The sequence below is a fragment of the Streptomyces sp. NPDC015661 genome, from assembly GCF_043077765.1.
GTDB lineage: Bacteria > Actinomycetota > Actinomycetes > Streptomycetales > Streptomycetaceae > Streptomyces.
Window position 1 is genome coordinate 820848 of record NZ_JBIBST010000002.1, and the last position, 24177, is coordinate 845024.

Consider the following 24177-nt stretch of genomic DNA (forward strand, 5'->3'; position numbering starts at 1 on the left):
CTTCCGGTGGTCCCGGTGCGCGCGGCCCGGGGCCTGTCGTCACCTTCCCGTCCGCCCCGCGCCGGGAAGGTGACGACAGGCCCTCGCGCGTCAGTCCCCCAGCCGTGCGAGGACCGCGCGCATCGACCGCTCCACGACCGCGCGGGACTCGTCGGTGGGATCGACCAGTTCGAAGGCGTGGTGGCCGTGCGGCGCGTCGACGACCTCGACGTCGGCCCCGCGCTCCTTCGCTGCGGTGAGGAACGCCTCGACGGTCGCCGTGAAGACCGGGTGCTCCAGACCGGCGCGGGTGAGGACGACCGGCGGCCCGTCCGCCGTGCCGACGGTGTCGACGGGACGGAAGCGGGATTCCACCGTCTCCCAGCCGGGCAGCGGCGCCATGGCCGGGTAGTTCGCCGCCACGCACCGCAGCCACGACGGGGGTGCGGCGAGCCAGTCCGCGGCGAGCGGCCCACCGGTGGAGAAGAACCAGAGCGCGATCCGGTCCCCGTCCACGCGCGGGTCGGCGCGGACCAGCTCGACGGCCTCGGCCAGGTCCTGGGCGGCCCGCGGGTAGTCGCCGAGGGCGTGGAGCCGGTGGTCCAGGGTGACTCCGACGACGCCCATGCTCGCCGCGTAGCGGCCGTATCCCAGGAAGAACGCCGAGTCCCGCGGAGTGGGCCGCTGGTCGGTGGCGATGGGGCCGCCGTGGACGAAGACGATCGCCGGCCGGGGCCCTTCGCCGTCCGGGAGGTGGAGGTCGACCCTCCCGACGCGCTCGCGCGGCCCCTCCGGCAGGTCGAGGAGGAAGGGCAGGAGGTGGGACGGCTGCTCGTGCCCGTCCTCGGGCGCCGTCACCCGGTGGCCCTCGCCGGCCGCCGCGCGCAGCAGCACCTCGGCCAGTTCCCCGGGCGCGGAGAGCATCGGCCAGTGTCCGGTGGCGAGTTCGAAGAAGCGGAACCGGTCCTCGGTGAACATCCGGAACTGGGGCGGGCCCGAGGCGACCGCCACCTCGACCATGGCGATGCTCTGCCCGTTCGCGGCGCACAGGATCCCGGTGGTCGGCAGGGCGGCCGCGGCGCCGGTCAGACGGAGCGGCTCGGTGAGGGTCCCGGCCGGCTGGGGCGCGGCCTCGCGCTCCAGACGTGCGAGGGCCTGGGCGGGGATCCCCTCGACGCTGCCCCACCGCGACCACGCGCCGGGCGCCGGCGGCGGGACGGGGGCGGCGGGCCGTGCGGCGAGCAGCTCGCGGACCTCCGGGTCGGGTACGGAGCCGGCGGCGGCGTCGCCGCCCTGCGGGGGTCCCGTGTCCACGGAGACGATCCGGGCGACGCGCCCGGCCCTCCGGTCCGCGGCGCCGACCACCGGGTACAGGCCGTATCCGTGGCCCACGAGGACCACTTCGTCGTCCGTGATCCCGTCGACGAGCCCGGTGAGCTCCTCGATGTGCGTCTCCAGACCGGTCCCGGGGCCGGCCTCGGCGCGCCGGTCCCCCGTTCCGGTCAGGCTGACGGGGTACGCCTCCGCTCCCGCGGCCCGCAGCCGGGCGGCGGTCTCCTCCCACACCCAGCCACCGGTGAAGGTGTCCGACACCAGCACGAAAGCCGTCATGACCGTCTCCTCGTCTCTTCCGGGGAATGTCTCGCGGTCACGCTAGGAACTCCCCCTGCGGGAGATTCAAGGGAGTTGTTCGGGGTGGGTGTCGGCGGGACGTCAGAATGGCGGTGCCCGGAGTCGTCCGGGTCCCGCTCAAGGAGGTGCGCCCGGTGTTGTCCGACGGTCTGTGGAGCATCGGGGAGCTGGCCGCGCGGGCGGGTGTCACCGTCAAGACCGTACGGTTCTACTCCGATCGCGGGCTGCTGCCCGAGGCGGCCCGGAGTTCCGGGGGGCATCGCCGATACGGGGCCGAGGCCCTCGACCGGCTGCGGTTCATCCGCTCCCTGCGCTCCCTCGACCTGCCGGTTCCCGAGGTGGAGCGGGTCCTTGAGCGGGACGGTGCCGACGACGCCCTCGAGGAGGCCGTGGCCGGGCAACTACGGTACGTGGGCTCCCAGTTGGTGGCGCTGCGCTGGAAGGAAGCCTCGCTGAAGCTGCTCCGGGACTGCGCCGCCGGGGAGCGTGCCGAGCGGTTGCGGCTGCTCGGCGCCCTGCCCGTCCCGCCGGACACGGACGCCCTGGTCCGGTTCTGGCGCCGGGCCCTGCCGGCTCGGCTGCCGGGGCGGCTGGTGTCCACGGTCCTCGACGCGGTGGTGCCGAGCCCGCCGGACGAGCCCGGCGCCGACGACGTCCTCGCGTTCGCCCGGCTGCACGCGCTCGTCACCGACCCGCGCCTCGAACGGCCGGAGTTCCGGCCCGCGCCGCCGCTTCCGGACGGCGAGTACCGTCCGGTCGTGCTCTACGAGGGCCTCGCCGAGGCCTACGGGCTCGCCTCGGCCGAGGTGCTGGCCGGACGGGCGCCGCAGGACGGCGGGGCGCTGGACTGTTTCGTCTCCGCCTACGCCCACGCGCGCGGGGAGCCGGACACACCGGACTTCCGTCGCCGGCTGGTCGGGCTGCTCGCCCTGGACGACAGCCCGGTGCTCCCCCGGTACTGGAAGCTGGCCGCCGGCCTGTTCGCCCCGGACGAGCCGGCCCTCGGCCTCCTCCACCACCACCTCACGGTGGCCCTCGGGGACCAGGTCCACGGCCCGGCCGCCTGACGTCATCTCCTACGCCTCCCGCGCGGCCCGCTGAGCCGTTCGGCGTACCCGGGGTGTGGTCGTCGTCGGGGCGGGGAAAGGGCGCACGGACTCAGGACGACGAGGAGGTGGTGCCGGTGTCGGGGCCGACGACCGGGGACGCGGTGGGAGCACCGTGCTGGCTGAATCTGTCCGCACACGATCTGGAGGCGGCGCAGCGCTTCTACGGGGCGGTGCTCGGGTGGACGTTCCGGCGGGGCGCCTTCGGCGACGCGTACATGGTGGGTGAGCGGGACGGGGTGCCGGTGGCGGGGATCGCGGCGCTGGCCGCGGAGCCGGCGGGGCCGGTGGCCTGGACGGTGTTCTTCGCCGTCGACGACGCCGACGCCGCGGTGGCGCGGATCCGGGAGCGCGGCGGCACGGTCGGGGTGGGGCCGCTGGCCTATCCGCCCCGGGGCCGGGCGGCGCTCGCGACGGATCTGGAGGGTGCGGTCTTCGGCGTGTGGGAGGGGCGTCTGGTCTCGCGCTGGCACGTCGGCGAGCGGCAGGCGCCGGCCTGGGTGGAGCTGCACACCCGTGACGCGTTCGACGCGGCCGTGTTCTACGGCGGGGTCCTCGGCTGGGCGGATGCGAGCGCCGGCGGCACCGAGGTGTCGTACGAGCACGAGGGGGTGGTGTTGCGGCGGAACGGCGAGGCCGTGGCCCGGCTCGACAGCGGGCCGGTCGAATCCGAGTCCCCCCGCCCGCAGTTGCGGCCGCGCTGGCTGGTCCGGTTCCGGGTGCGGGATCTGGCGGCGGCGCGGGAGGCGGTCGTGGCGCACGGGGGTTCGGTGGTGCCGGGCGGCGAGTGGGCGGGGATGCGGCCGCCGGGCGGCGACGACGAGCGGCGGTTGGTGGTCCGCGATCCGGAGGGGGCGCTGTTCGCGGTGGAGGCGGAGGACGAAGGGTGATCCGGATCGTGTGATCCACAGCTCTCCGTTCGAAAGTTCCTTGTGTGGACCGTAGATGATCCTGCAATCTGCATCTTGCACAGGATCAGGTTCGGCACATGGTGACTGGCGAAAGGGGAGAGCCCATGAGCAGCGAGGGCCCGGGGCTGTACGAGATGTTCGACGAGCGGTTCCGTACGGGACGGTGCATGAACGGCGACGAGGCGCTGGAGGTCCTCCACACCGGCTGCCGCTGGGCCGAAGGGCCGGTCTACGTGCCGGCCTGGCGGCAGCTGGTGTGGAGCGACATCCCCAACGACCGGATGCTGCGCTGGGACGAGGAGACGGGCTCCGTCGCCGTCTTCCGCCGCTCGGCCGGGCACACCAACGGCAACACCCTCGACCGGCAGGGCCGTCTCGTCACCTGCGAGCAGGGCAACCGGCGCGTGACGCGCACCGAGCACGACGGCACCGTCACCGTGCTTGCGGACCGCTGGCAGGGCAGGCGGCTGAACAGCCCGAACGACGCGGCGGTGAAGTCCGACGGCTCGATCTGGTTCTCCGACCCGGACTTCGGCATCACCAGCGACTACGAGGGCTACCGCGCGGAGAGCGAGATCGGCTCCAACAACGTCTACCGCGTCGACCCGGACAGCGGCGAAGTGCGCCTGGTCGCCGACGGGTTCGGCGCGCCGAACGGTCTCGTCTTCTCCCACGACGAGAAGCAGCTGTTCGTCTCCGACACCCGGGCCGGCTTCATCCGCGTCTTCGACGTGCGCGAGGACGGCACGCTCTCCGACGGCAAGGTCTTCGCCGACGCTTCGGCCCGCGAGAAGGCCCGCTTCGACAATCTCCGCTTCGACGACGGCGGCCGGCTCTGGGCGGCCGCGATGGACGACGGGGTGCACTGCTACGACCCCGACGGCACCCTGATCGGGCGGCTGCGCGTCCCCGAGGCGGTCGCCAACATCTCCTGGGGCGGCGCCAAGCGCAACCGTCTGTTCCTCGCCGCAGAGACCAGCCTCTACTCGGTGGTCATGGCCGTCACGGGCACCCACCCGACCGGCCCCGGCCGCCGGCCCTGGCTGGACACGGCGGCCTGAGGCACGGCCCGGACCGCGGCCGGACGGCGGTCAGTTCGCGGTGGCGCGGGCGGCGACGCGGGCGAGGAGCCGCTCGCGCTGGACCGGGTCGGTCGCCAGGTCGATCGCGGTCCACGCCATCGCCAGGCCGCCGTCGAGGACGGCACGGTCGGCTGCGGCCGTGGTGCCGTACCGGGTGAAGTCCGGGTGATGCATGATCGTGTCGCCGCAGTCGTACCCGATGGAGGGGTGGATGGTCGGGACGAGGTGGGAGACGTTCCCCATGTCGGTCGAGCCCCCGCGCAGACCGGGGTCGTTGGGGAGGACGGTGCGGCCCAGGGCCTCGGCGGCCGCCTGGTAGCTCCGGCCCATCGCGAGGTCCTGGCGGAGGTCGGCGTAGTCGTTGCCGACGGTCTCCAGGAGGAGCTCGGCGCCGGTGGCGAGCGCTCCGGCCTCGAAGCAGGCCCGCACCCGAGCCTGGAGTGCGGCGAGTTCCTCGCTGGTGCCGGCGCGGACGTCGTACGTCGCGGTGGCGCGGTCCGGGATGACGTTCGCCGCGTCGCCGGCGGAGGTGACGACGCCGGAGACGACGGCCCCGGGGACCATCTGCTGACGGTGGGCGGCGATCGCGACCTGGGCGATCATCATCGCGTCGGCGGCGTTGACGCCCCGGTGCGGCATCGCCGCGGCGTGCGCGGGGACCCCGGAGTACGCGACGGAGAGGCTGCTGATGGCCAGGGTGGAGAGGCCCACGGCGTCCTGCGGCGCGGCGTGCACCATCATGGCGGCGGCCACGTCGTCGAAGGCCCCGGCGCGGAGCATGTCGACCTTGCCGCCGCCCGATTCCTCGGCGGGGGTGCCGAGGAGTGCGACGGTGAGGCCGAGGTCGTCGGCGAGCGGTGCGAGGGCCAGGGCGGCGGCCACGGAGGCCGAGCCGTTGACGTTGTGGCCGCAGGCGTGGCCGATCCCGGGGAGCGCGTCGTACTCCGCGCAGATCGCGACGACCAGGTCACCGGTGCCGGCGGTGGCGCGGAAGGCGGTGGGCAGTCCGTGCGCCTCGCGGGTCACGTCGAAGCCGGCGCGCTCGACGAGGTCGCTGATGCGGCGGGCCGCGCGGTGCTCCTCGTAGGCGAGTTCGGGGTCGGCGTGCAGGGCGTGGCTGAGCCCGATCACCGCGTCCTGGTGGCGGGTCAGGGCTGCCCGGCTGTGGTCGCGGGCGGTGGTGGTCGTCGTCATCGGGCGTCCTCGGTGGGGGTGCGGTACAGGAGCGAGGCGGCGGCGCCGACGAGGCAGACCGCGACGCACAGCACCCAGGAGGTGGTGTAGGCGCCGAGGTCCGGCAGGGCGCGGCCGGCCGGGGTGTGTCCGGCGAAGACCGTCAGGACGGCCGCGGCGCCGAGCGAGCCGCCGACGTTGATGATCAGCTCGTTGATGCCGGAGCCGACGGAGGTCCGGTCGTGGGGGACGGACTCCACGGCGAGCGTGCGCGTCGAGTGCTGGAGGAAGCCGGTGCCGAGACCGGCGAGGGCGGTGCCGAGGAAGAAGAGCGGCGCGGAGGTGTGGACGGCGAGCACGGTCCCGTACCCGACGGCCATGAGGGCGGAGCCGGTGACGAGGGTGAGCCGGTCGGTGATGCGGGCCGCGACGGCGGGGGCGAGGAGGGCGCCACCGGCCATGGCGAGCAGGTTCGGGAGCAGCGCGAGGCTGATGGCGACGGGTCCGTACCCGAAGCCGTAGCCCGTCTCGGCGGGGCTGGTGCCGAGGAAGACGGAGTGGGCGACCTGGAGGCCGAAGAAGCTGAAGCTGAACGTGAGGGTGACCAGGGAGACGACGACCACGTTGCGGAGGCGGAACATCCGCACGTCGATCATGGGCTCCGCGGTACGGAGTTCGACGAGCACCCACAGGGCGGTGACGAGGACGCCGCCGGCCAGGGTGGCGAGGGTCCGGGTGGACGTCCACTCCCAGCCGGGGGTGCCCCCGAGGCCGAGCGCGAGCATCAGGGCGACGAGTCCGAGGGAGAGCAGCGCTCCCCCGGCCCAGTCGACGGAGCCGCCGGGGCGGTCCTGGGACTCGGGGAGCAGCGGCCAGGTCACGACGAGGGCCAGCGTCACGCCGATGGCGGGCACCCAGAGGGCCGCCGTCGGGCTGTCGACGGAGCCGGCGATGATGCCGCTGGTCAGCAGGCCCAGTGTGAGGCCGCCGATGAGCGCGGCGACCATGTGGCTGATGCCCCGGCGGCTCTCCGCCGCGTCGCCGCCGTCGGGGCGGTTGCGGAGGATGCCGACGAGGAGCGGGAAGAACCCGGCGAGGGCGCCCTGGAGGATCTGCCCGGCGAGCAGCACCGGGAAGGAGCGGCTCAGGCCGACGAGGACGGAACCGGCGAGCACGAGGGCGAGGTTCCAGCGCAGGATGCGGCGGTGACCGTAGAGGTCGCCCATGCGGGCGAGGACCGGCGTGAAGGCGACGCTGGCGAGCAGGTTCGCGATGCTGATCCAGTTCAGGTCGGCCGCGGTGACCTTCAGGGTGTCGGTGAGCCCCTTGAGCAGCGGCGAGAGGAAGCCCTGGGTGATGCCGCTGGAGAGCTCGACGAGCGCGACCGAGGCGATGACCGCGCCTGCGGGGACGGGTCGTACGGCTCTTCTGTGTACGGGGGCGGTGCGGGTACCGGCGTCCGTCATACGTACTACCTCTTCGGGAGGGCCGCGGGGGCTGGGCAGGGGAAGGGGGGCCGCCCGACTGGGGGTACGGGGCGGAAGATGCACCACAATGTGGCGAGCGAACGGCACTTCGGGCAAGAGTTGAGGGTGAAGACGGCCGAATGCGGCAGCGGGTGGGGGGTCCGCGGCGGATTCGGGCACGAGGAGGTCGAGCGGGGCGCCTTCGGGCGGGCACGCGACCGGGAGGAGAAGGGGCCTGATGGCGGCGGAGCGGCACGACGGCGGAGGCGGCCGGGGCGAGAGCGCCGGCCTCGACGCGCTGGACCACGGGATCCTGAAGGTCCTGCACCGCGATCCCCGGGCGCCGTTCGCGGAGGTGGCCGCCGCGGTCGGGGCGCACGAGCGGACCGTCGCGCGCCGCCTGGAGCGGATGACCGCCGACGGGCGGGTCGCGTTCGTGGCGGCGCTCGTCCCCGAGTACCAGTACGAGGGGGTGACGGCGGAGATCGCCGTACGGTGCGCTCCGGGCCGCGTCCACGAGGTGGCTCTGACGCTCGCCGCCCTGGAGGAGACGCGGTCCGTGGAGGTCGCCACCGGGGCGCTCGACGTGTTCGTCGAGCTCCAGGCGGCGGGCCATGACGCGCTGCTCACCCTCGTGGACACGGTGATCGGCCGGCTCGACGGGGTCGTGGACCTCCACTCGGCGGTGGTGCTCCGGCTGCTGCTCACGGCCAGCGACTGGGCACCGTACGACGACGAGCCCACGGAGGTACGGCGGCACGCCATGGAGGGCACCGCGCTCCCGGAGCCGCCGGTCGTGGACGAGCTCGACCGGAGGCTCGTCGAGCTGCTCCGGCGCGACGCCCGTATGTCGACGACCCGTCTCGCCCGGGAGCTGAGCGTCGGCGAGACGACGGCCCGGCGGCGCCTGGCCCGGCTGACGGCCTCGCACGTGCTGCATCTGCGACTGCACGCCGACCCGGCCGTTCTCGGTTATCCGGTGGAGGCGCGGTTCCGGCTCGGAGTGCCGCACCGGGAGCTGGACCCGGCGATCCGGCTGCTCGCACGGGAGCCGGCCCTGCGGCACCTGGTGGTCACGAGCGGCGGGACGAGCCTGCTCGGCTACTCCAGCCATCGCGACACCCGGGACTTCCAGGAGTTCACGGCCCGGGTCTTCGCCCGCCTGGAGGGCGTGACGTCGACGGAGACGGCGCTGCTGATGCGGACCTACAAGAGGGCGGGCTTCACGGCGGTCCAGGGCTGAGGAGCGGCCCGCTCCGCGGCCCCGGACACCCGCGAGGGCCCCGTCGGTCGCGTCTCCGCGTCCGACGGGGCCCTCCGGGTTCCGGCGCGCGCCTCCGCGGTTCCGCGCGCCGGGCGGGGGCTGCGCCGCCGCGGGGCCGTCCCCACGTACCCCGCGGCGGCCCGCCCCGGTCGAGGTCAGGCGGTGGTGGCCTGCGACGCCGTGCGCGGACCGGCCCCGGGCCCGGCGTCCCGGGCCTCGCCGGAGGCCGGTGCCGCCGCCTTCGCGGGGATCAGCGCGGCGACGACCGCGGCCACGAGTCCGACGCCGCAGCCGATGAGCATCGCGGCGCGGAAGCCGTCCTCGGAGGGCAGCGCGTGGCCGCCGAGGGTGGTGGTCATCTGCGCGAGGACGACGCCGATGACGGCGGCCGAGACGGAGGTGCCGATCGAGCGCATCAGCGTGTTGAAGCTGTTGGCCGAGGCGGTCTCCTCCTGCGGCACCGCGCCCATGATGAGCGCGGGCATGGCCCCGTAGGCGAGTCCCACACCCGTGTTGCAGATGAGGGTCACGGTGAGCAGGCCCCAGGTGGAGCCCATCAGGGCGAGGGAGGAGCCGTAACCGGCGGAGATGACGAGCGCGCCGACGGAGAGCGTGACCTTGGGACCGCGGGCGGCCGACAGCTTGGCGCCGAGGGGCGCCAGGATCATCATCATGAGACCGGCCGGGGCCATCCAGAGGCCCATGGCCATCATCGACTGGCCGAGGCCGTACCCGGTCGCCTCGGGCAGCTGGAACAGCTGGGGGACGACCAGCGACTGCGCGTACATGGCGAAGCCGACCAGGATCGAGGCCGCGTTCGTCATCAGGACGACCGGGCGGGCGGTGAGCCGCAGGTCGACGAGCGGGTCGGGGGTGCGCAGCTCCCAGGCGCCCCAGCCGAGCAGGACGACGGCGGCGACGGCGAAGAGGCCGAGGGTGGTGGCGCTGCTCCAGCCCCAGGTCGCGCCCTTGGACACGGCGAGCAGCAGGGCGACGAGCCCGACGCCGAGGCCGAGGGCGCCCGGCGCGTCGAAGCGGCCGGGGGCTGCGGCGCGGCGGCCGGCGGGGACGACGCGCCAGATCAGGAGGCCGACCAGGACGCTCAGTCCGGCGGCGACCCAGAAGAGCACCTGCCAGCTGGCGTTCTCGGCGACTGCGGCGGAGAAGGGCAGGCCGAGGGCGCCGCCGACGCCCATGGAGGCGCTCATCAGGGCGATGGACCCGCCGAGCTTCTCGGGCGGGGAGACGTCACGGAGCAGGCTGATGCCGAGCGGTACGACGCCCATGCCGAGGCCCTGGAGTCCGCGTCCGACGATCATCGGGACGAGGGAGGAGGCGAGCGCGCAGACGACCGAGCCGGCGGCGAGCGGGATGACGGAGGCGAGCAGGACGCGCCGCTTGCCGAGGGTGTCGCCGAGCCGGCCGGCGACGGGGGTGGCCACGGCTCCGGCGAGGAGGGTGGCGGTGATCACCCAGGAGGCGTCGGACGCGCTGGTGTCGAGCAGCCTGGGGAGGTCGCCGATGAGCGGCACCACCAGGGTCTGCATGAGTGCGGCCACGATGCCGGCCATGGCGAGGACGCCGACGACGCCGCCGGGGCGGGCGTCGGGCTTGGAGCCGTCCACGGGTTCTCCCTCGTGCTTTCTGCGGTTGTGCGGAACTGCCTTATGCATCATGCACATCGATTGCATGATGCACAAGCCGTGTAGGATGCACATGACTCGGGGACAGGAGAGAATGCCCTCATGGACAAGCCCACCCACCTGGTCGAGTTCGAGAGCATGCTGATCGGACGGCACGCCCTCCTGTACGGACCCCGCTCCCGGGCGGCCGGCGGCCAGCTCGACCGCAGCGCGTACGTGCTCCTCACCCGCATCCGTATGCACGGGCCGATGTCCATCGGTCAGCTCAGCGAGGCCTTCGGCCTCGACGCCTCCACCCTCAACCGGCAGACGGCCGCGATGCTGCGCGCCGGGGTCGTGGAGCGCATCCCGGATCCGGACGGAGGCATCGCCCGCAAGTTCCGCATCACCGAGGAGGGCGAGCGCCGCCTGGAGGCCGACCGCACCTCGAACGTCGAAGGCCTGGAACGGGTGTTGGAGGACTGGTCACCCGAGGACGTGACCCGCTTCGCCGCCTACCTCGAACGCTTCAACCGGGACATCGAGCGGCTCGAAGGCCGGCCCTGGCCCCGACCGTAGCCCGGTTCACGCGCCGCGATGCATCGCGGCCTGCCGGTCCGCCGTCGCCAGGGCGGTGTTGACGAGCGCCACGACGGCGAAGGCGGCGGCCCACGCCGACCGGTCCAGGGCGTGGAGCGCGAGCGCCGCCGCGCCGAACACCAGGACCTTCACGAGCAGAACCGCCGCGAGCGGCACCCGGAACCGCGCCCTGGGCGCGGCGAACAGGCCCCAGACGAAGGCCGCGAGGGCCGGCGCGGCGATCGCGCACAGCAGCCGGAGCGCCGTGTTCTCCACGCTCTCCCAGCCCCACCAGGCCAGCACGGCCAGGGCGGCGAGTTCGAGCAGGAACGCCAGCCCCTCGTTGAAGACGTGCAGCGGGGCGGGCAGCTTCATCGGACACCTCTCGACGTCGATCACACGTGCGGGACGGCCCGAGCGTAGACCCCGAACGCCGCTTCCGTCAGAAGTCTTTACCTCCGGGTCCCGGCGGCGGTAACTTCCGCCCGACGCAAGATGTTTCAGAAACTTTCCGACAGCGTTTCCATCGGCGCCGATCCCCTTCGCCCCAACCGGCCCGAACGGAACGCGCCTCCGCCTGGAGAATCAGATGAGCCGCATCCCCGTACCGCTGCCCGGACGCCCGGTGGCCGTCCTGGCCGTGGCCGCCGGCCTCCTCGGCCTGCTCGCCGCGCCACCCGCCGACCCCTCGCCCAGGACCGCCCCGGTCGCGGCGAGCGCCGAGAACACCGCGACGGTCTTCTACTGGACGAAGACGAAGAACTGGCCCGCGTACAACCTGCATTACGCCCCCGACGGCGGATCCTGGACCACGGTCCCCGGCGTCGCCATGGAGCCCGCCTGCACGGACTGGGTGAAGAAGACCGTCAGCCTCGGCACGGCCGCCGGACTCCAGGCCACCTTCAACAACGGCAGCGGCACCTGGGACAACAACGGCGGCGCCAATTACGCCCTGGGGACGGGGAACATCACCGTCAAGGACGGGGTCGTCGCCCACTCCGACCCCTGCGGGGCCACCACGCCCACCCCCGCCGCGAAGGCGACGGTCTACTACTCCACCGAGGCGCTCGGCTGGTCCACCGCCAACATCCACTACCAGCCCGCGGGTGGCGCCTGGACCGCCGTCCCGGGCGTCGGCATGCAGGCCGCCTGCGCCGGCTGGTGGAAGCGGGAGATCGACCTCGGGTCGGCCGCCTCCCTCAAGGCCGCCTTCAACAACGGCAACGGCACCTGGGACAACAACGGCGGCTCCGACTACACGATCGGCGCGGGCGTCTCCACCGTGCGGAACCGGGTGGTGACGGCGAACGCCGCCGACCCGTGCGCCGCGACCCCGCCCGACACCCGGGCCCCCACCGCCCCGGCCGGTCTGACGGCGACCGCGGACGGCGTCTCCGTACTGCTCGGCTGGGACCCCGCCACCGACGACCGGGGCGTCACGAAGTACCAGGTCACGCGCACCGGCGGCAGCGGCGGCACCGTCGTGACCGACGTCGGCTCCACGGTGTACTCCGACACCGGCCTCGCCGAGCGGACCGCCTACAGCTACACGGTGCGGGCCGTGGACGCCGCCGGGAACGTCTCCGCCGCCTCGGCCGCCGCGACCGCCACCACCGGCGACAGGCCCGCCACGCCCGCGACCGGCAAGCCGCTCGGCACCGACCCGCGCAAGGACCCGATCTACTTCGTCCTCACCGCCCGCTTCAACGACGGCGACCCGTCGAACAACCGGGGCGGCAGCCAGCACACCAAGTCGGGCAACGCGGCCAACGACGACCCCATGTTCCGGGGCGACTTCAAGGGCCTCATCCAGAAGCTGGACTACGTCAAGGGCCTCGGGTTCTCGGCGATCTGGGTGACCCCGGTGGTCCTCAACCGCTCCGACTACGACTACCACGGTTACCACGGCTGGGACTTCTACAAGGTCGACCCGCGCCTGGAGTCCGCCGGCGCCTCCTATCAGGACCTGATCGACGCCGCCCACGCCAAGGGCATGAAGATCTACCAGGACGTCGTCTACAACCACTCCTCCCGCTGGGGCGCCAAGGGCCTCTTCGTCCCGACCGTGTACGGCGTGCGGGACAGCCAGTGGAGCTGGTACTACGACGAGAAGCAGCCCGGCTTCGAGTACGACGGCCTGACGATCGACGCGAAGAGCGGCAAGTCGTACTACAACGGCGACCTGTGGTCGACGGCCGAGCCCACCGGCAACACCTGCGTGAACTGGGGCAGGCCGACCGGCGGGAAGAGCGCCGAGGGGTACACGGTCTACAACTGCCAGTGGCCGAGCCCCACTTCGGGCATGTTCCCGAAGGAGCTCTACCACCAGTGCTGGATCGGCAACTGGGAGGGCGAGGACGCGCGGTCCTGCTGGCTGCACGAGGACCTGGCCGACTTCAACACCGAGAACGCGACCGTGCAGAACTACCTGATCGGCGCCTACGACAAGTACATCGACATGGGCGTCGACGGATTCCGCGTCGACACCGCCGTGCACATTCCCCGCACCACCTGGAACCGCCGCTTCCTGCCCGCCATCCAGGAGCGGGTCACCCAGCGCCACGGCGCCGAGGCGGCGAAGAACTTCTTCGTCTTCGGCGAGGTCGCCGCCTTCGTCAACGACAAGTGGAACCGCGGCTCGGTCAACCACTCCGCGCAGTTCTACACCTGGAAGGAGCGCAAGGAGTACGACGCCGACGACGCCAGGGCCGCCCTCGAGATGTACGACTACGAGCAGCAGCAGGGCACCGGCAACCAGCCCACCTCCACCAACGCCTTCCTCGCCGGGAACAGCTACCACACCCCCGACCACAGCCGCTTCTCCGGCATGAACGTCATCGACATGCGCATGCACATGAACTTCGGCGACGCGCAGAACGCCTTCTCCAACGGCAAGGACTCCGACGACAGTTACAACGACGCCACCTACAACGTCGTCTACGTCGACAGCCACGACTACGGCCCCAACAAGTCGAGCGAGCGGTACGCCGGCGGCACCGACGCCTGGGCCGAGAACATGTCCCTGATGTGGACCTTCCGCGGCATCCCGACGCTGTACTACGGCTCCGAGATCGAGTTCCAGAAGGGGAAGAAGATCGACTGCGGGCCGACCTGCCCGCTCGCGACCACCGGCCGTGCCTACTTCGGCGATCACGTCGCCGGCTCCGTCACGGCCTCCAACTTCTCCCAGGTCTCCTCGGCGAGCGGCCAGGTCGCGACCACCCTGGAACAGCCCCTGGTCAAGCACGTCCAGCGGCTGAACCAGATCCGCCGGGCGATCCCGGCGCTCCAGACGGGCCAGTACTCCACCGAGGGCGTCTCGGGCGGCATGGCGTTCAAGCGCCGCTACACCAGCGGCTCGACGGACAGCTTCGCGCTCGTCACCGTCTCGGGCGGCGCGACCTTCACGGGCGTCCCGAACGGCACGTACACCGACGCCGTCACCGGCGACGTCCGGACGGTCGCCGACGGCACCCTCTCGGTCGCCGCCCCCGGCAAGGGCAACCTCCGGGTGTACGTCCTGAACGGCCCCGGCAAGGTCGGCGCGGCCGGCCCGTACCTCAAGTAGGGGTTCCCGTACGGGGCGGGCACCCCCGCCCCGTACGGCTAGGAGAGCGGTGTGCGGTGCAGCTGGATCAGCAGCCGCCAGATCCGGTGGGCCACGTCGTCCGAAGTGCCCTCCACGAGGCCGTGCAGCCAGTCGGCGAGCACGCCCGCGAAGGTCGCGGCCACGGCCGAGGCGATCAGCGCCGGCTCGGGGGCGCCGACCAGGCTGCGTTCCGCGAGGCTGCGGGCGCGCAGGTCCTGGTGGAGCACGAGACCGAGCGGTCCGCCGCCGCCCGGCCGCAACAGGGCCCGGTAGAGGGCCGCGTGCGGGGTGAGGCCGGCGAAGAAGTCGAGGAGCGCGGGCGGCGGGGACGCCGGATCGGGGGTGCCGCGCCAGGCGTGCAGGGCGTCCACCGCCTCGCGGACGACGTCGGCGCAGGCGTCGACGGCGAGCGCCTCCAGGTCGCCGTAGTGCAGATAGAAGGTGGCGCGGCCGACGCCGGCCCTGCGGACGAGCGCGGCGATGCTCACCTCGGCCAGCGGGTGCTCCGCGCACTCGTCGAGGAGGGCCCGGCGCAGCCTGGCCCGGGTGCGGGCGGCCCTGGGGTCCCCCTGCTTGTCCGTCATCCGGCCAGGAGGACCGCGCCGAGCGCGAGCGCGCCGGGCAGGGCCTGGGCGAACAGGATGCGGCGGTTCGCGGTGGCGGCGCCGTACAGTCCCGCGACGACCACGCAGCCGAGGAAGAAGATCTTCACCCGGTACCCCGTGGGGTCCTCCGCGATCAAGCCCCAGACGAGTCCCGCGGCCAGGAAGCCGTTGTAGAGGCCCTGGTTGGCGGCGAGCGGCGCGGTGGCCCTGGCCATGTCGGCGTCGAAGCCGGACAGTCCGCGCCCCGGCTTCTTCTCCCACAGGAACATCTCCAGAACCAGGATGTACGCGTGCAGGGCGGCCACCAGGCCCACCAGTACGTTCGCCGCGGTCTCCATCGCCGTCTCCCTCATCGCCTCGACATTTTCTGGACAGATGTCCAGCATACATGGACACCTGTCCAGGAAATCGGGCATGCCCGAGCTCATGGACACCTGTCCAGGAAATCGGGCATGCCCGAGCTGGCGGGCGCCGGGTCCAGGCCCGCCCGCGGAGCTCGTCGAGCGCCCGACTCCGCCCCTCGGGAGCGAAGGGGCAGATCGGGGGATACACCCCCCTTCCTGGCGTGGACAGGTCAACACTGTGTAACGCGAACCGGCTTCTCGGACAGAACACTTCCTTCCGCCCGGCCCGTCTGGGATCTTGCGTCCACCCCACACATCACACGGCCCGGCCGGCGCCACCCGCGCCACCGGGTCATCGGAGGACGCATTGTTTTCCCACATATCCGGCCGCATGAGACTCGCGGCGACCGCCCTCGGTACGACCCTGGCGCTCGCGGGACCCGTCTCCCTCGCCCAGGCCGCCCCGCTCGACAACGAGCCGCTCGCGGCGTTCACCGCGAGCGCCCCCTCGAACGCCGCGGCCCCGGCCGCCTGGGCCGCCGGAACCCGCGCCTACCTGGTCATCACGACCCCGGGCGACACCACCGCCGTCCGCACCGCCGTCGCGAGCAACGGCGGCTCGGTCTTCGCCTCGTACGACGCGATCGGCGTGATCGTCGCGCACTCGACCTCCGCCTCCTTCGCCGCCACGATGCGCGGCGTCTCCGGCGTCCAGAAGGTCGGCGCGACCCGTACCTCCGACGTCCCCGCCGACGCCTACAACCCGGCGCTCCCGGCCAACCCGTCGCAGGCCGCCGCGCCCACGACGGAGCCCGTCCGCTCGGACATGACCCAGATCAAGGCCGACCAGGCCTGGGCCGTCAACCCGGGCTCCACCTCGGTCAAGGTCGGCATCCTGGACACCGGCGTCGACGACCAGCACCAGGACCTCGCGCCGAACTTCAACGCCGCCGACTCGGTCTCCTGCGCCTACGGCAAGACGGACACCCGGGCCGGGGCCTGGCGCGACGTCGACCAGCACGGCACCCACGTCGCCGGCACGGTCGCGGCCGCCAAGAACGGCAAGGGCGCCATCGGTGTCGCCCCGGGCGTGAAGATCTCCTCGGTGCGCATCGCCGAGCCCGGCACCACGCTGTTCTTCGCGGAGAACACCATCTGCGGCCTCGTGTGGGCCGGTGACCACGGCTTCAAGGTCACCAACAACAGCTACTACACGGACCCGTGGCAGTTCAACTGCCCGAACAACGTCGACCAGGCGGCCATCCTGGAGGGCGTGGGCCGCGCCCAGGCCTACGCCGAGAGCAAGGGCTCGCTCCAGGTCGCGGCGGCCGGCAACTCCAATGTCGACCTCGCCAACAAGACCACCGACTCGTCGAGCCCGAACGACTCGACGCCGGTCACCCGGACCCTCACCAGCGACTGCCTCGACATCCCGGCCGAGCTGCCGGGCGTCGTCACGGTCGCGGCGAACGGCACCAGCGGCACCTCCAAGGCGTCCTTCTCCAACTACGGCAAGGACATCATCGAGGTCTCGGCCCCCGGCGAGTCCGTCTACAGCACCGTCCCCGGCGGCAAGTACGCCTCCCTGAGCGGCACCTCGATGGCCTCCCCGCACGTGGCGGGCGTCGCGGCCCTGCTCGCGAGCGCCAACCCGGCGTACACCCCGGCGGACATCCGGGCGAAGCTCGGCGAGCAGGCCACCGACCTGGCCTGCCCCTCGGACGCCCGCTGCACCGGCACCACGGCGAAGAACAGCTTCTTCGGCGAGGGCCGCGTGGACGCCCTGAAGGCCGTCGGCGGCTCCACCCCGCCGGCCGGGGCGTACTTCGAGAACCTCACGGACGTCGCGATCGCGGACAACACCACCGTCGAGAGCCCGATCACGGTCAGCGGCGTGACGGGCAACGCACCGGCCACCCTCAAGGTGGGCGTCGACATCAAGCACACCTACATCGGTGACCTGAAGGTCGACCTGGTGGCCCCGGACGGCACCGTGTACACCCTGCACAACCGGACCGGCAGCGGCACGGACAACATCCTCCAGACGTACACGGTCGACGCCTCCTCGGAGGTCGCGAACGGCGTCTGGAAGCTCCGCGTGAACGACAACGCGAACCAGGACACGGGCAGGATCGACGCCTGGAACCTGACCTTCTGACACCGCGCACCCCGGGACGGGGCCGGAGCCGCCACGGCTCCGGCCCCGTTCGCGTACCCGGGGTAACTCCGGCGGAAGAAAGTCCGTACCGAGGGGTAGGCCTCCCGGGGGCCCTTGCTATACGTTCCGTCTAACAAGCTTGCTAGACGCGATGTCTAACAAGCGCCCGAGCCGCCCGCGCGACCCCGAGGAGCCGCACCATGGCAAGCAGCACCGTTCGCCCCGACAACGAAGACCACGACGTCGCCGCGCGGCTGCTCCTGTCGGCCGCCAAGCTCTCGTACGACCCCGCCGCCGAGGTCGACTGGGACACCCCCCTCGACAAGGACTTCCACGGCCAGAGCCCGGAGTGGAACAGCCTCTACGGGACCGCCTACTGGCAGGAGATGACCGAGGAGCAGCGCAAGGAGCTGACCCGGCAGGAGTCGGCCTCGGTGGCCAGCACCGGCATCTGGTTCGAGATGATCCTCCAGCAGATGGTGCTGCGCGACATCTACCTCATGGACCACACCGACCCCCGCTTCCAGTGGGCGCTCACCGAGATCGCCGACGAGTGCCGGCACTCGATCATGTTCGCCCGGGGCTCCCAGAAGCTCGGCGCCCCCGCCTACCGGCCCAGGCGGGCCGTGCTGGAACTCGGGCGCTTCATGAAGACCGTCGGCTTCGGCGAGGCCGCGTACGCCGGCATCCTCGTCGCCGAGGAGGTCCTCGACGTCATGCAGCGCGACTGGATGCGCGACGAGCGGGTCGTCCCCTTCGTCCGCACCATCAACAACATCCATGTCGTCGAGGAGTCCCGGCACATGAAGTTCGCCCGGGACGAGACGCGCCGTCACCTCGCCCGCGCGAGCAGGCCACGCCGCCACTTCCAGTCCCTCGTCGTCGCCATCGCCGCGTACTACATCATCACCAGCCTGGTGAACCCGGAGGTGTACGTGCGGGCCGGACTCGACCCCGAGCGCGCCCGCCGCGAGGCGGCCGCCAACGAGCACTACAAGGCGCAGCTGCGGTCCAGTTGCTCCGGCCTCATGGAGTTCCTGGCCGACGTCGGGATGCTGACCCGGCCCGCGCTCTTCTTCTACAAGCGCGCGCACCTCATCTGACCCCCTCCCCCGGATCCGAGCTGAGCCGACGACATGACCTACGCCATCACCCAGACCTGCTGCAACGACGCCACCTGTGTCGCCGTCTGCCCGGTCAACTGCATCCACCCGACGCCGGACGAACCCGACTTCGGCACCACGGAGATGCTGTACATCGACCCGCGGAGCTGCATCGACTGCGGGGCCTGCGCCGACGCCTGCCCCGTCGACGCGATCTTCCCGGCCGACCGGCTCACCGCGCGGCTGCGGGAGTACGAGGGGATCAACGCCGCCTACTACGCGAACCGCGAGCCCGCGCCGGTCCTCGCCTCGCCGACCTTCCACCCCTGGGGCGAGCCGGTCTTCGACCGCTCGATCCCCGCCGACTTCGCCCCGATCCGCGTGGCGGTCGTCGGCACGGGCCCGGCCGGCATGTACGCCGCCGAGGACCTCCTCCTGCACACCAACGCGGAGGTGACGCTGATCGACCGGCTGCCGGTCGCCGGCGGCCTCGTCCGGTACGGCGTGGCACCGGACCACCCGGCGACCAAGGGCGCCGGGGAGACCTTCGCCCGCTTCCACGCCCACCCACGGGTCCGCATGCGGCTCGGCGTCGAGATCGGCCGGGACGTCACCCCCGAGGAACTCGCCGCGCACCACGACGCGGTGGTCTACGCGGTGGGCGCGCCCTCCGACCGACGGCTCGGCATCCCCGGCGAGGACCTGCCGGGCAGCGTCTCGGCGACCTCCGTCGTCTCCTGGTACAACGCGCACCCGGAGACCGGCGCGGACGCCGTGCGGCTCCCCGCCGAGCGGGTCGTCGTGGTCGGCAACGGCAACGTGGCGCTCGACGTGGCCCGCGTCCTCGTCTCGGACCCCGATTCCCTGGCCCGTACGGACATCGCCGACCACGCGCTCGCCGCCCTGCGCGACGCGCGGGTCCGCGAGGTGGTGCTGCTCGGCCGCCGCGGACCCGAGGACGCTGCGTACACCACCTCCGAACTGCTCGCCCTCAAGCACCTGTCCGGCGTCGACCTCGTCGTCGACGACCGGGATCCGCGCACCGGCGCGGCGATCGACGCGGCCGGGCCGGGGACGAAGGCCGGGCTCCTGCGGGGCGTGGCCCGGGAGTCGGTGGACTGGACGCGGGCGCCCGGGCAGGACCGGCGCCGGATCGTGCTGCGGTTCCACTCCGCCCCGGTCGAGGCCCTGGGCGACGGCCGCGTGCGCGCGGTCCGGGTGACCGAGGACGGTTCGGGGCCGGGCACGGAGATCGCGGCGGGGCTGCTCGTCCGGGCCATCGGCTACCGCGGAGTGCCGCTCGCGGGGCTGCCGTTCGACGAGACGACCGGCACCGTGCCGCACGAGGCGGGCCGGGTGGCGGGGCTGGCAGGCAGCTATGTCGTGGGCTGGATCAAGCGCGGGCCCTCCGGGGGCATCGGGGCCAACCGGGCGTGCGCGGAGGAGACGGTCGGGACGCTGCTCGCGGACGCGGTCGCCGGGGCGCTGCCGCAGCCGACGGGCACGTCCCAGGAGTTCCGGCGGCTCGCGCGGAGCCGGAGCGGACGGGGGCTCGTCGACGCGCGCGGACTGGCCTCCATCGACCGGGCGGAGCGGGCGCGGGGCCGGGACGCGGGGCGTCCGCGGGTCAAGCTCGCCACGGTGCCGGAGCTCGTCGCGGCGGCGCGGGGCAGGCGGCTGCGCCTGCCGGGCTGAGTCCCTTCCGGTGCTGGGATCCGGCCCGGGACGGCGGGCCGGTACGGGTCGGTCCGTACGGTCAGACCGAGACGCTCAGGGCCTGACGGACCACGATCGCGTTGAGCCGCACCGCGAAGGGCACGATGTCGGTCAGTTCGAGCGCGACGGTCCGGTCCTTCGGCAGCTCGACGGTGACATCGATGCAGAAGGCCAGGGCGTACATGTGGTCCCCGGTCTCCTCGTCCTGGAGGGCGAAGAACAGGTCCCGGTAGAAGCGGGTGCGGTCCCCGGACTCCTCGTAGAAGGAGAGTCCGGGCTGCCCCTCCTGCGCGGCGAGCCCGGTGAAGGCCTGGACGAGCTCCCGCTCGACCGTGGCCCAGAAGCCGGCCTCCGCGCACTCCTGCGGCAGCGCCTGGCGGACGGCCTCCTTGAGGGAGAGGACCATGACGAGGACGGGGGCGTGCTCCTGGAGCCCCCAGCCCCGGACCATCTTCACCACGTCGCTGTCCGGGACGGCCGAGGCCGCCCGGTGGATCGCCTCGAAGTCGAAGTTGACGGTCGCCGGGGCGATCGCCTCCTGGAACACCCGGTCGATGGACCGGGCCTGTTCGAGGTGGTCGGGTCCCACCTCGACGACGGTCCTGAAACTGGCGGCCAAAGCTCCTCCTTGATGATCTCGGTGATCAGGAGGGGTCAGTATGCCGAGGCGCCGGGGGCCGGGCGCGGGGCGTCCGCCGTGCGGACGGTTCAGCCGCGGCCGCGGCGCGGCTTCCCGCTCCGGCCGGAGCCGGCGCCGCCCTTGCGGGAGGCGGCGGGCTTCCCACCGGTACGGGACCCGCCGGCCGGCTTCCCTCCGGCACGGGGCTTCGCCGCCCGCGCCGGCTTCTGCTCCCGCGGCTGCTTCTGGCCCTTCTTCTCCTCGGCCCGGCGGCCCCTGGTGCTGTTCACGGTGCGGCCGCGGACGATGCCGATGAACTCCTCCACCAGGTCCGGCGCCTCGTCCGCCGCCAGCCACGACAGGGCCACCCGCGACTGCGGGACGCCGACGAGGGTCCGGTACGTGAGGTCCTTGCGGTGGTGCAGCCGGGCCAGCGACTGCGGGACGGCGAGCACGCCGACGCCCGCGGCGACCAGCTCGATCGCGTCGGCGGTCGTCGCCGGACGCTCCATCGCGGGGCGGCCGGGCGGCTGCTCCCAGCCCAGGGTGTCGTCGAGCGGGTGCAGGACGAGCTCCTCGGCGAGGTCCTCCGCGGAGACCTCCTCGACCGCCGCGAACAGGTGGTCCTTGGGGATCACGACGACCGTCGTCTCCGTGTAGAGCGGGATCGCGCTGAGGTCGTCCCGGTCGACGGGAAGCCGGACGAGACCGGCGTCGGCGGTGCCCTCCCGGAGCACGGCGAAGGCCTCGGCCGGGGTCACGGCGTGGAGGGTCAGGGGCACGTCGGGCAGGCGCTCGTTCCAGATCCTCACCCACTTCGCGGGTGTCGCTCCCGGCACGTAGGCGAGCCGGAAGGAAGAAGGGGAATCCGAAGGGGATTCTGAGGGGGAAGCGTCCGAGCCTGTCACCCCGCCAGGTTACCGGTAGCCGGTGTGGTCGGAGCTCGGCCGCATGCTCGATACCCTTGACACCATGACGTCGCACCAGAACACCCAGACGATGAAGCCCGCGACCGCGGCGAAGAAGCTGGGTGTGTACCTCGAGGCCACCCCCGCAGAGTTCCAGGAGGGTGTCGTCTCGCGCACCGAGCTGAACGAGCTCCAGGCCAACCCGCCCGCCTGGCTCCAGGAGCTGCGCAAGAACGGTCCGCACCCCCGCCCGGTGGTCGCGGCGCGGCTGGGCGTCTCCATCGCCGGTCTCGCGCGCGGTGGTGTCACCGAGCCGCTGACCACCGAGCAGATCCAGGCGCTCCGGGAGGAGTCCCCGGAGTGGCTCAAGAAGGAGCAGGCCACCCAGGCGGAGGTCCGCAAGGAGACCGTCCGCATCAAGGAGCGCAACGAGGAGCGGGCGCGCCGGCAGCAGCAGGGCGCCTGACCTTCCCCGCACCACGCCGGTCGGGTCCGCAGCACTGCGGACCCGGCCGGCGTGGCGTTTCTCCGGGCGACCGGCGTGGCGTCCGTCCGCGCGCGGGAGTCATTCCGTCATGAGTGACACCAGCACCGCGTACGAGCCGCCGGTCGTCGTCGGCGTGGACGGGTCGGAGCACAGTCTCCGGGCCCTTGAGTGGGCGCTGAGCGCCGCGGAGGGTCTCGGCGCGCCGCTGGTGGTGGCCCATGTGCGCTCGGAGGCCCTCCAGCTGGGCGCCGCCCGTATCGCCTCCCTGGGGAAGACGCCGGAGCTTCCCGACACGGTCACGCGGGCCGTACGGACGGTGGTCGAGGAGCGGGGGCACCGCGTTCCGGTGCGGTACGAGTCGCTGGACGGGTCCGTGACGGACGCCCTGCCGGAGGCGGCGCGCGGCGCACGGCTGCTGGTGACCGGCTCCCGGGGGCACGGCGGCTTCGCCAGCCTGCTCCTCGGCTCGACCAGCCGGACCCTGGCCCTGACGGCGCCCTGCCCGCTGGTCGTCGTGCCCCACGAGGCGCGTACTGCCGCGCTCCAGGACGGGGCGGAGGCCGGCCGGGTGCTGCTCGGGCTGCACCCGGAGGAGACCTCGGACGAGGTACTGGAGTTCGCCTTCGAGGCGGCCCACCACCGGGGCGTACCGCTGGAGGCGGTGACCGCGCTCCGGCTGCCGCCGCCGCAGGGCGCGCTCCTCGCGGCTCCTTCGCCCGCGCTCCAGGTGCCGCCGCCGCTGCCGCTCGCGGAGGACGCGGAGGACCTCGTGGCGGAGGCGGGGCGGGAGCAGGACGAGCGGCTGCGGCCGTTCGCGGCGCGGTGGCCGGGGGTGGAGCTGGTCCCGGTGGTGGTGCCGGGGGACGCGGCGGGCCGGCTCGTGGAAAGTTCGCTGGAGGCGGGCCTGGTGGTGGTGGGGCGGCATCACCGGCACCGCTTGGGAGCGCTGCTCATCGGTTCCGTCGCCCACGCGGTGCTGCATCACGCGCACTGTCCGGTGGCGGTGGTGCCGCCCGCGGAGACCCGGCCCCGGACATGACAGTCCCCGACGGTCCGTGTCGGTTCGCGCGGTCGTCGGCCGTCGCCGACGGCTCCGTGCCCGACCGGCCCCGCCGGGGGCCTGGCCAGAGCCGAGATCAGGGTCACGCGGGCCTTCGGACGTCTCCGTCGGCGGGTGCGGCTCTCTCCGGTTGTCCGGTGTAAGAACGAGTGTCCTCCCTTTTTCACCCGTTTCAAGAGGTTTCTTCATTTTTGTTACGCGGGGATTCCCTAGGCCCGCGTTGTCAGTGGCGCCTGGTACACAGGGCCCATGACGACCGCAGATCACGCCGCCACCGCCCGCCGCAATGTCCGGCCGCCGTCCGCCGGCGCCTCGCTCGGAGCGGGGGTCGTGGTGACCGACGGGGCCGGCCGGGTCCTCATGGGCCTGGACCGCTCCGGGGTGTGGGAGCTGCCGGGCGGCATGGTCGAGCCGGGCGAGTCGATCGAGGAGGCGGCGGTGCGCGAGCTGGCCGAGGAGACGACGCTCCTCGCGGACGCCGCCGACGTGGAGGTCCTCGGGCTGCTCATGGACACCGTGACCTCGGCGCGGCTGACCCGGATGACGGCGGCCACGGCCGTGCGCGGCTTCCGGGGCGTGCCCGCCGTGGCCGAGCCGGAGAAGATCGAGCGCTGGGAATGGACGGACCCGGACCGGCTGCCGGAGGCCATGTTCCTGCCCTCGGCGCAGGTGCTGCGGCTGTGGCGGCCCGGGCTCCCGATCCCGGACGGCCCCTTCCACCGCTACACCCTGGGCCGGCTTCCCGGCTGAGACCGGGACCTGCGGTGCGTCACC

21 protein-coding genes are annotated in these 24177 nt (G+C 73.0%); 12 read left to right on the plus strand and 9 right to left on the minus strand.

Translation table 11 applies throughout. The features are described from left to right. Window positions 1-90 precede the first annotated feature (90 nt). Window positions 91-1590 (minus strand): alpha/beta hydrolase, encoded by a 1500-nt coding sequence (locus tag ACF07V_RS08260; RefSeq protein ID WP_392152286.1) that lies wholly within the window; start codon window positions 1588-1590, stop codon window positions 91-93. A gap of 107 nt (window positions 1591-1697) precedes the next feature. Here ACF07V_RS08260 and ACF07V_RS08265 point away from each other — a divergent pair, with 107 nt between their 5' ends. The 3 genes from ACF07V_RS08265 (at window position 1698) to ACF07V_RS08275 (ending at window position 4689) form a co-directional block, all read left to right on the plus strand. Then, window positions 1698-2678, plus strand: a complete 981-nt coding sequence (locus ACF07V_RS08265) for a MerR family transcriptional regulator (protein ID WP_392152288.1) — start codon at window positions 1698-1700, stop codon at window positions 2676-2678. 107 nt (window positions 2679-2785) lie between these two features. Continuing rightward, window positions 2786-3607 (plus strand): VOC family protein, encoded by an 822-nt coding sequence (locus tag ACF07V_RS08270; RefSeq protein WP_392152290.1) that lies wholly within the window; start codon window positions 2786-2788, stop codon window positions 3605-3607. Between the two features lie 125 nt (window positions 3608-3732). Further along, entirely contained in the window at window positions 3733-4689 is a 957-nt protein-coding gene (locus tag ACF07V_RS08275; RefSeq protein WP_392152292.1) for an SMP-30/gluconolactonase/LRE family protein, read from the plus strand. 30 nt (window positions 4690-4719) lie between these two features. Here ACF07V_RS08275 and ACF07V_RS08280 read toward each other — a convergent pair whose 3' ends face one another. Both ACF07V_RS08280 and ACF07V_RS08285 read right to left on the minus strand, forming a co-directional pair. Continuing rightward, window positions 4720-5904, minus strand: coding sequence for an amidohydrolase (locus tag ACF07V_RS08280; protein WP_392152293.1), 1185 nt, complete (start codon window positions 5902-5904; stop codon window positions 4720-4722). Next, window positions 5901-7349, minus strand: a complete 1449-nt coding sequence (locus ACF07V_RS08285; RefSeq protein WP_392152295.1) for an MFS transporter — start codon at window positions 7347-7349, stop codon at window positions 5901-5903. The genes ACF07V_RS08280 and ACF07V_RS08285 overlap by 4 nt, the downstream gene beginning before the upstream one ends. A 238-nt stretch (window positions 7350-7587) precedes the next feature. Here ACF07V_RS08285 and ACF07V_RS08290 point away from each other — a divergent pair, with 238 nt between their 5' ends. Continuing rightward, a complete protein-coding gene (locus tag ACF07V_RS08290) occupies window positions 7588-8592 on the plus strand; it encodes an Lrp/AsnC family transcriptional regulator (protein WP_392152297.1) in 1005 nt (334 codons plus the stop codon). Window positions 8593-8768: 176 nt separating this feature from the next. Here the strand turns inward: ACF07V_RS08290 and ACF07V_RS08295 are convergent, their stop codons facing one another. Next, window positions 8769-10238 carry an MFS transporter gene (locus tag ACF07V_RS08295; protein ID WP_392152299.1) on the minus strand — a complete coding sequence of 490 codons (1470 nt, stop codon included), beginning with the start codon at window positions 10236-10238 and terminating at the stop codon, window positions 8769-8771. Window positions 10239-10358: 120 nt separating this feature from the next. Between ACF07V_RS08295 and ACF07V_RS08300 the strand changes: the two genes are divergently transcribed. After that, window positions 10359-10814, plus strand: coding sequence for a MarR family winged helix-turn-helix transcriptional regulator (locus tag ACF07V_RS08300; RefSeq protein WP_392152300.1), 456 nt, complete (start codon window positions 10359-10361; stop codon window positions 10812-10814). A 6-nt stretch (window positions 10815-10820) separates the two neighbouring features. On the opposite strand, the gene ACF07V_RS08305 is transcribed toward ACF07V_RS08300, so the two are convergent. Then, a complete protein-coding gene (locus tag ACF07V_RS08305; protein ID WP_392152302.1) occupies window positions 10821-11189 on the minus strand; it encodes a YrdB family protein in 369 nt (122 codons plus the stop codon). Between the two features lie 214 nt (window positions 11190-11403). On the opposite strand from ACF07V_RS08305, the gene ACF07V_RS08310 reads away from it, so the two are divergent. After that, window positions 11404-14382, plus strand: coding sequence for a carbohydrate binding domain-containing protein (locus ACF07V_RS08310; protein ID WP_392152303.1), 2979 nt, complete (start codon window positions 11404-11406; stop codon window positions 14380-14382). Window positions 14383-14420: 38 nt separating this feature from the next. On the opposite strand, the gene ACF07V_RS08315 is transcribed toward ACF07V_RS08310, so the two are convergent. Continuing rightward, complete coding sequence (locus ACF07V_RS08315) at window positions 14421-14987, minus strand: TetR/AcrR family transcriptional regulator (protein WP_392152305.1); 567 nt, start codon at window positions 14985-14987, stop codon at window positions 14421-14423. Further along, window positions 14984-15346 carry a DUF1304 domain-containing protein gene (locus ACF07V_RS08320; protein WP_392152306.1) on the minus strand — a complete coding sequence of 121 codons (363 nt, stop codon included), beginning with the start codon at window positions 15344-15346 and terminating at the stop codon, window positions 14984-14986. The genes ACF07V_RS08315 and ACF07V_RS08320 overlap by 4 nt, the downstream gene beginning before the upstream one ends. 397 nt (window positions 15347-15743) lie before the next feature. On the opposite strand from ACF07V_RS08320, the gene ACF07V_RS08325 reads away from it, so the two are divergent. From ACF07V_RS08325 to ACF07V_RS08335, 3 genes are all read left to right on the plus strand, one after another. Next, window positions 15744-17510, plus strand: a complete 1767-nt coding sequence (locus ACF07V_RS08325; RefSeq protein ID WP_392152308.1) for a S8 family serine peptidase — start codon at window positions 15744-15746, stop codon at window positions 17508-17510. 200 nt (window positions 17511-17710) lie between these two features. Then, complete coding sequence (locus ACF07V_RS08330) at window positions 17711-18613, plus strand: diiron oxygenase (RefSeq protein ID WP_392152310.1); 903 nt, start codon at window positions 17711-17713, stop codon at window positions 18611-18613. Between the two features lie 33 nt (window positions 18614-18646). Beyond that, window positions 18647-20308, plus strand: coding sequence for an FAD-dependent oxidoreductase (locus ACF07V_RS08335; RefSeq protein WP_392152311.1), 1662 nt, complete (start codon window positions 18647-18649; stop codon window positions 20306-20308). A 61-nt stretch (window positions 20309-20369) separates the two neighbouring features. Here ACF07V_RS08335 and ACF07V_RS08340 read toward each other — a convergent pair whose 3' ends face one another. Beyond that, window positions 20370-20948, minus strand: coding sequence for a Type-2Aa cytolytic delta-endotoxin (locus ACF07V_RS08340; RefSeq protein WP_392152313.1), 579 nt, complete (start codon window positions 20946-20948; stop codon window positions 20370-20372). Between the two features lie 89 nt (window positions 20949-21037). After that, window positions 21038-21856: a LysR substrate-binding domain-containing protein gene (locus ACF07V_RS08345; RefSeq protein WP_392152315.1), complete on the minus strand. Its 819-nt coding sequence runs from the start codon at window positions 21854-21856 to the stop codon at window positions 21038-21040. A 64-nt stretch (window positions 21857-21920) separates the two neighbouring features. Here ACF07V_RS08345 and ACF07V_RS08350 point away from each other — a divergent pair, with 64 nt between their 5' ends. The 3 genes from ACF07V_RS08350 to ACF07V_RS08360 all read left to right on the plus strand — a co-directional run bounded on the left by ACF07V_RS08350 (window position 21921) and on the right by ACF07V_RS08360 (window position 24153). Then, on the plus strand, window positions 21921-22322 hold the full coding sequence (locus ACF07V_RS08350; RefSeq protein ID WP_392152317.1) for a DUF5997 family protein: 402 nt from the start codon (window positions 21921-21923) through the stop codon (window positions 22320-22322). A gap of 109 nt (window positions 22323-22431) precedes the next feature. Continuing rightward, window positions 22432-23382 carry a universal stress protein gene (locus ACF07V_RS08355; protein WP_392152318.1) on the plus strand — a complete coding sequence of 317 codons (951 nt, stop codon included), beginning with the start codon at window positions 22432-22434 and terminating at the stop codon, window positions 23380-23382. 270 nt (window positions 23383-23652) lie between these two features. Continuing rightward, window positions 23653-24153, plus strand: a complete 501-nt coding sequence (locus ACF07V_RS08360; RefSeq protein ID WP_392152319.1) for an NUDIX hydrolase — start codon at window positions 23653-23655, stop codon at window positions 24151-24153. The last annotated feature ends 24 nt before the right edge of the window (window positions 24154-24177 follow it).

What these genes read in the sequence shown, in the direction of transcription:
- ACF07V_RS08335 (WP_392152311.1), top strand. Translation starts at nt 18,647, where the DNA reads ATGACCTACGCCATCACCCAGACCTGCTGCAACGACGCCACCTGTGTC.
- ACF07V_RS08330 (WP_392152310.1), top strand. Translation starts at nt 17,711, where the DNA reads ATGGCAAGCAGCACCGTTCGCCCCGACAACGAAGACCACGACGTCGCC.
- ACF07V_RS08350 (WP_392152317.1), top strand. Translation starts at nt 21,921, where the DNA reads ATGACGTCGCACCAGAACACCCAGACGATGAAGCCCGCGACCGCGGCG.
- ACF07V_RS08310 (WP_392152303.1), top strand. Translation starts at nt 11,404, where the DNA reads ATGAGCCGCATCCCCGTACCGCTGCCCGGACGCCCGGTGGCCGTCCTG.
- ACF07V_RS08315 (WP_392152305.1), bottom strand. Translation starts at nt 14,987, where the DNA reads ATGACGGACAAGCAGGGGGACCCCAGGGCCGCCCGCACCCGGGCCAGG.
- ACF07V_RS08290 (WP_392152297.1), top strand. Translation starts at nt 7,588, where the DNA reads ATGGCGGCGGAGCGGCACGACGGCGGAGGCGGCCGGGGCGAGAGCGCC.
- ACF07V_RS08305 (WP_392152302.1), bottom strand. Translation starts at nt 11,189, where the DNA reads ATGAAGCTGCCCGCCCCGCTGCACGTCTTCAACGAGGGGCTGGCGTTC.
- ACF07V_RS08280 (WP_392152293.1), bottom strand. Translation starts at nt 5,904, where the DNA reads ATGACGACGACCACCACCGCCCGCGACCACAGCCGGGCAGCCCTGACC.
- ACF07V_RS08265 (WP_392152288.1), top strand. Translation starts at nt 1,698, where the DNA reads ATGGCGGTGCCCGGAGTCGTCCGGGTCCCGCTCAAGGAGGTGCGCCCG.
- ACF07V_RS08360 (WP_392152319.1), top strand. Translation starts at nt 23,653, where the DNA reads ATGACGACCGCAGATCACGCCGCCACCGCCCGCCGCAATGTCCGGCCG.
- ACF07V_RS08355 (WP_392152318.1), top strand. Translation starts at nt 22,432, where the DNA reads ATGAGTGACACCAGCACCGCGTACGAGCCGCCGGTCGTCGTCGGCGTG.
- ACF07V_RS08285 (WP_392152295.1), bottom strand. Translation starts at nt 7,349, where the DNA reads ATGACGGACGCCGGTACCCGCACCGCCCCCGTACACAGAAGAGCCGTA.
- ACF07V_RS08300 (WP_392152300.1), top strand. Translation starts at nt 10,359, where the DNA reads ATGGACAAGCCCACCCACCTGGTCGAGTTCGAGAGCATGCTGATCGGA.
- ACF07V_RS08325 (WP_392152308.1), top strand. Translation starts at nt 15,744, where the DNA reads ATGAGACTCGCGGCGACCGCCCTCGGTACGACCCTGGCGCTCGCGGGA.
- ACF07V_RS08275 (WP_392152292.1), top strand. Translation starts at nt 3,733, where the DNA reads ATGAGCAGCGAGGGCCCGGGGCTGTACGAGATGTTCGACGAGCGGTTC.
- ACF07V_RS08260 (WP_392152286.1), bottom strand. Translation starts at nt 1,590, where the DNA reads ATGACGGCTTTCGTGCTGGTGTCGGACACCTTCACCGGTGGCTGGGTG.
- ACF07V_RS08320 (WP_392152306.1), bottom strand. Translation starts at nt 15,346, where the DNA reads ATGGAGACCGCGGCGAACGTACTGGTGGGCCTGGTGGCCGCCCTGCAC.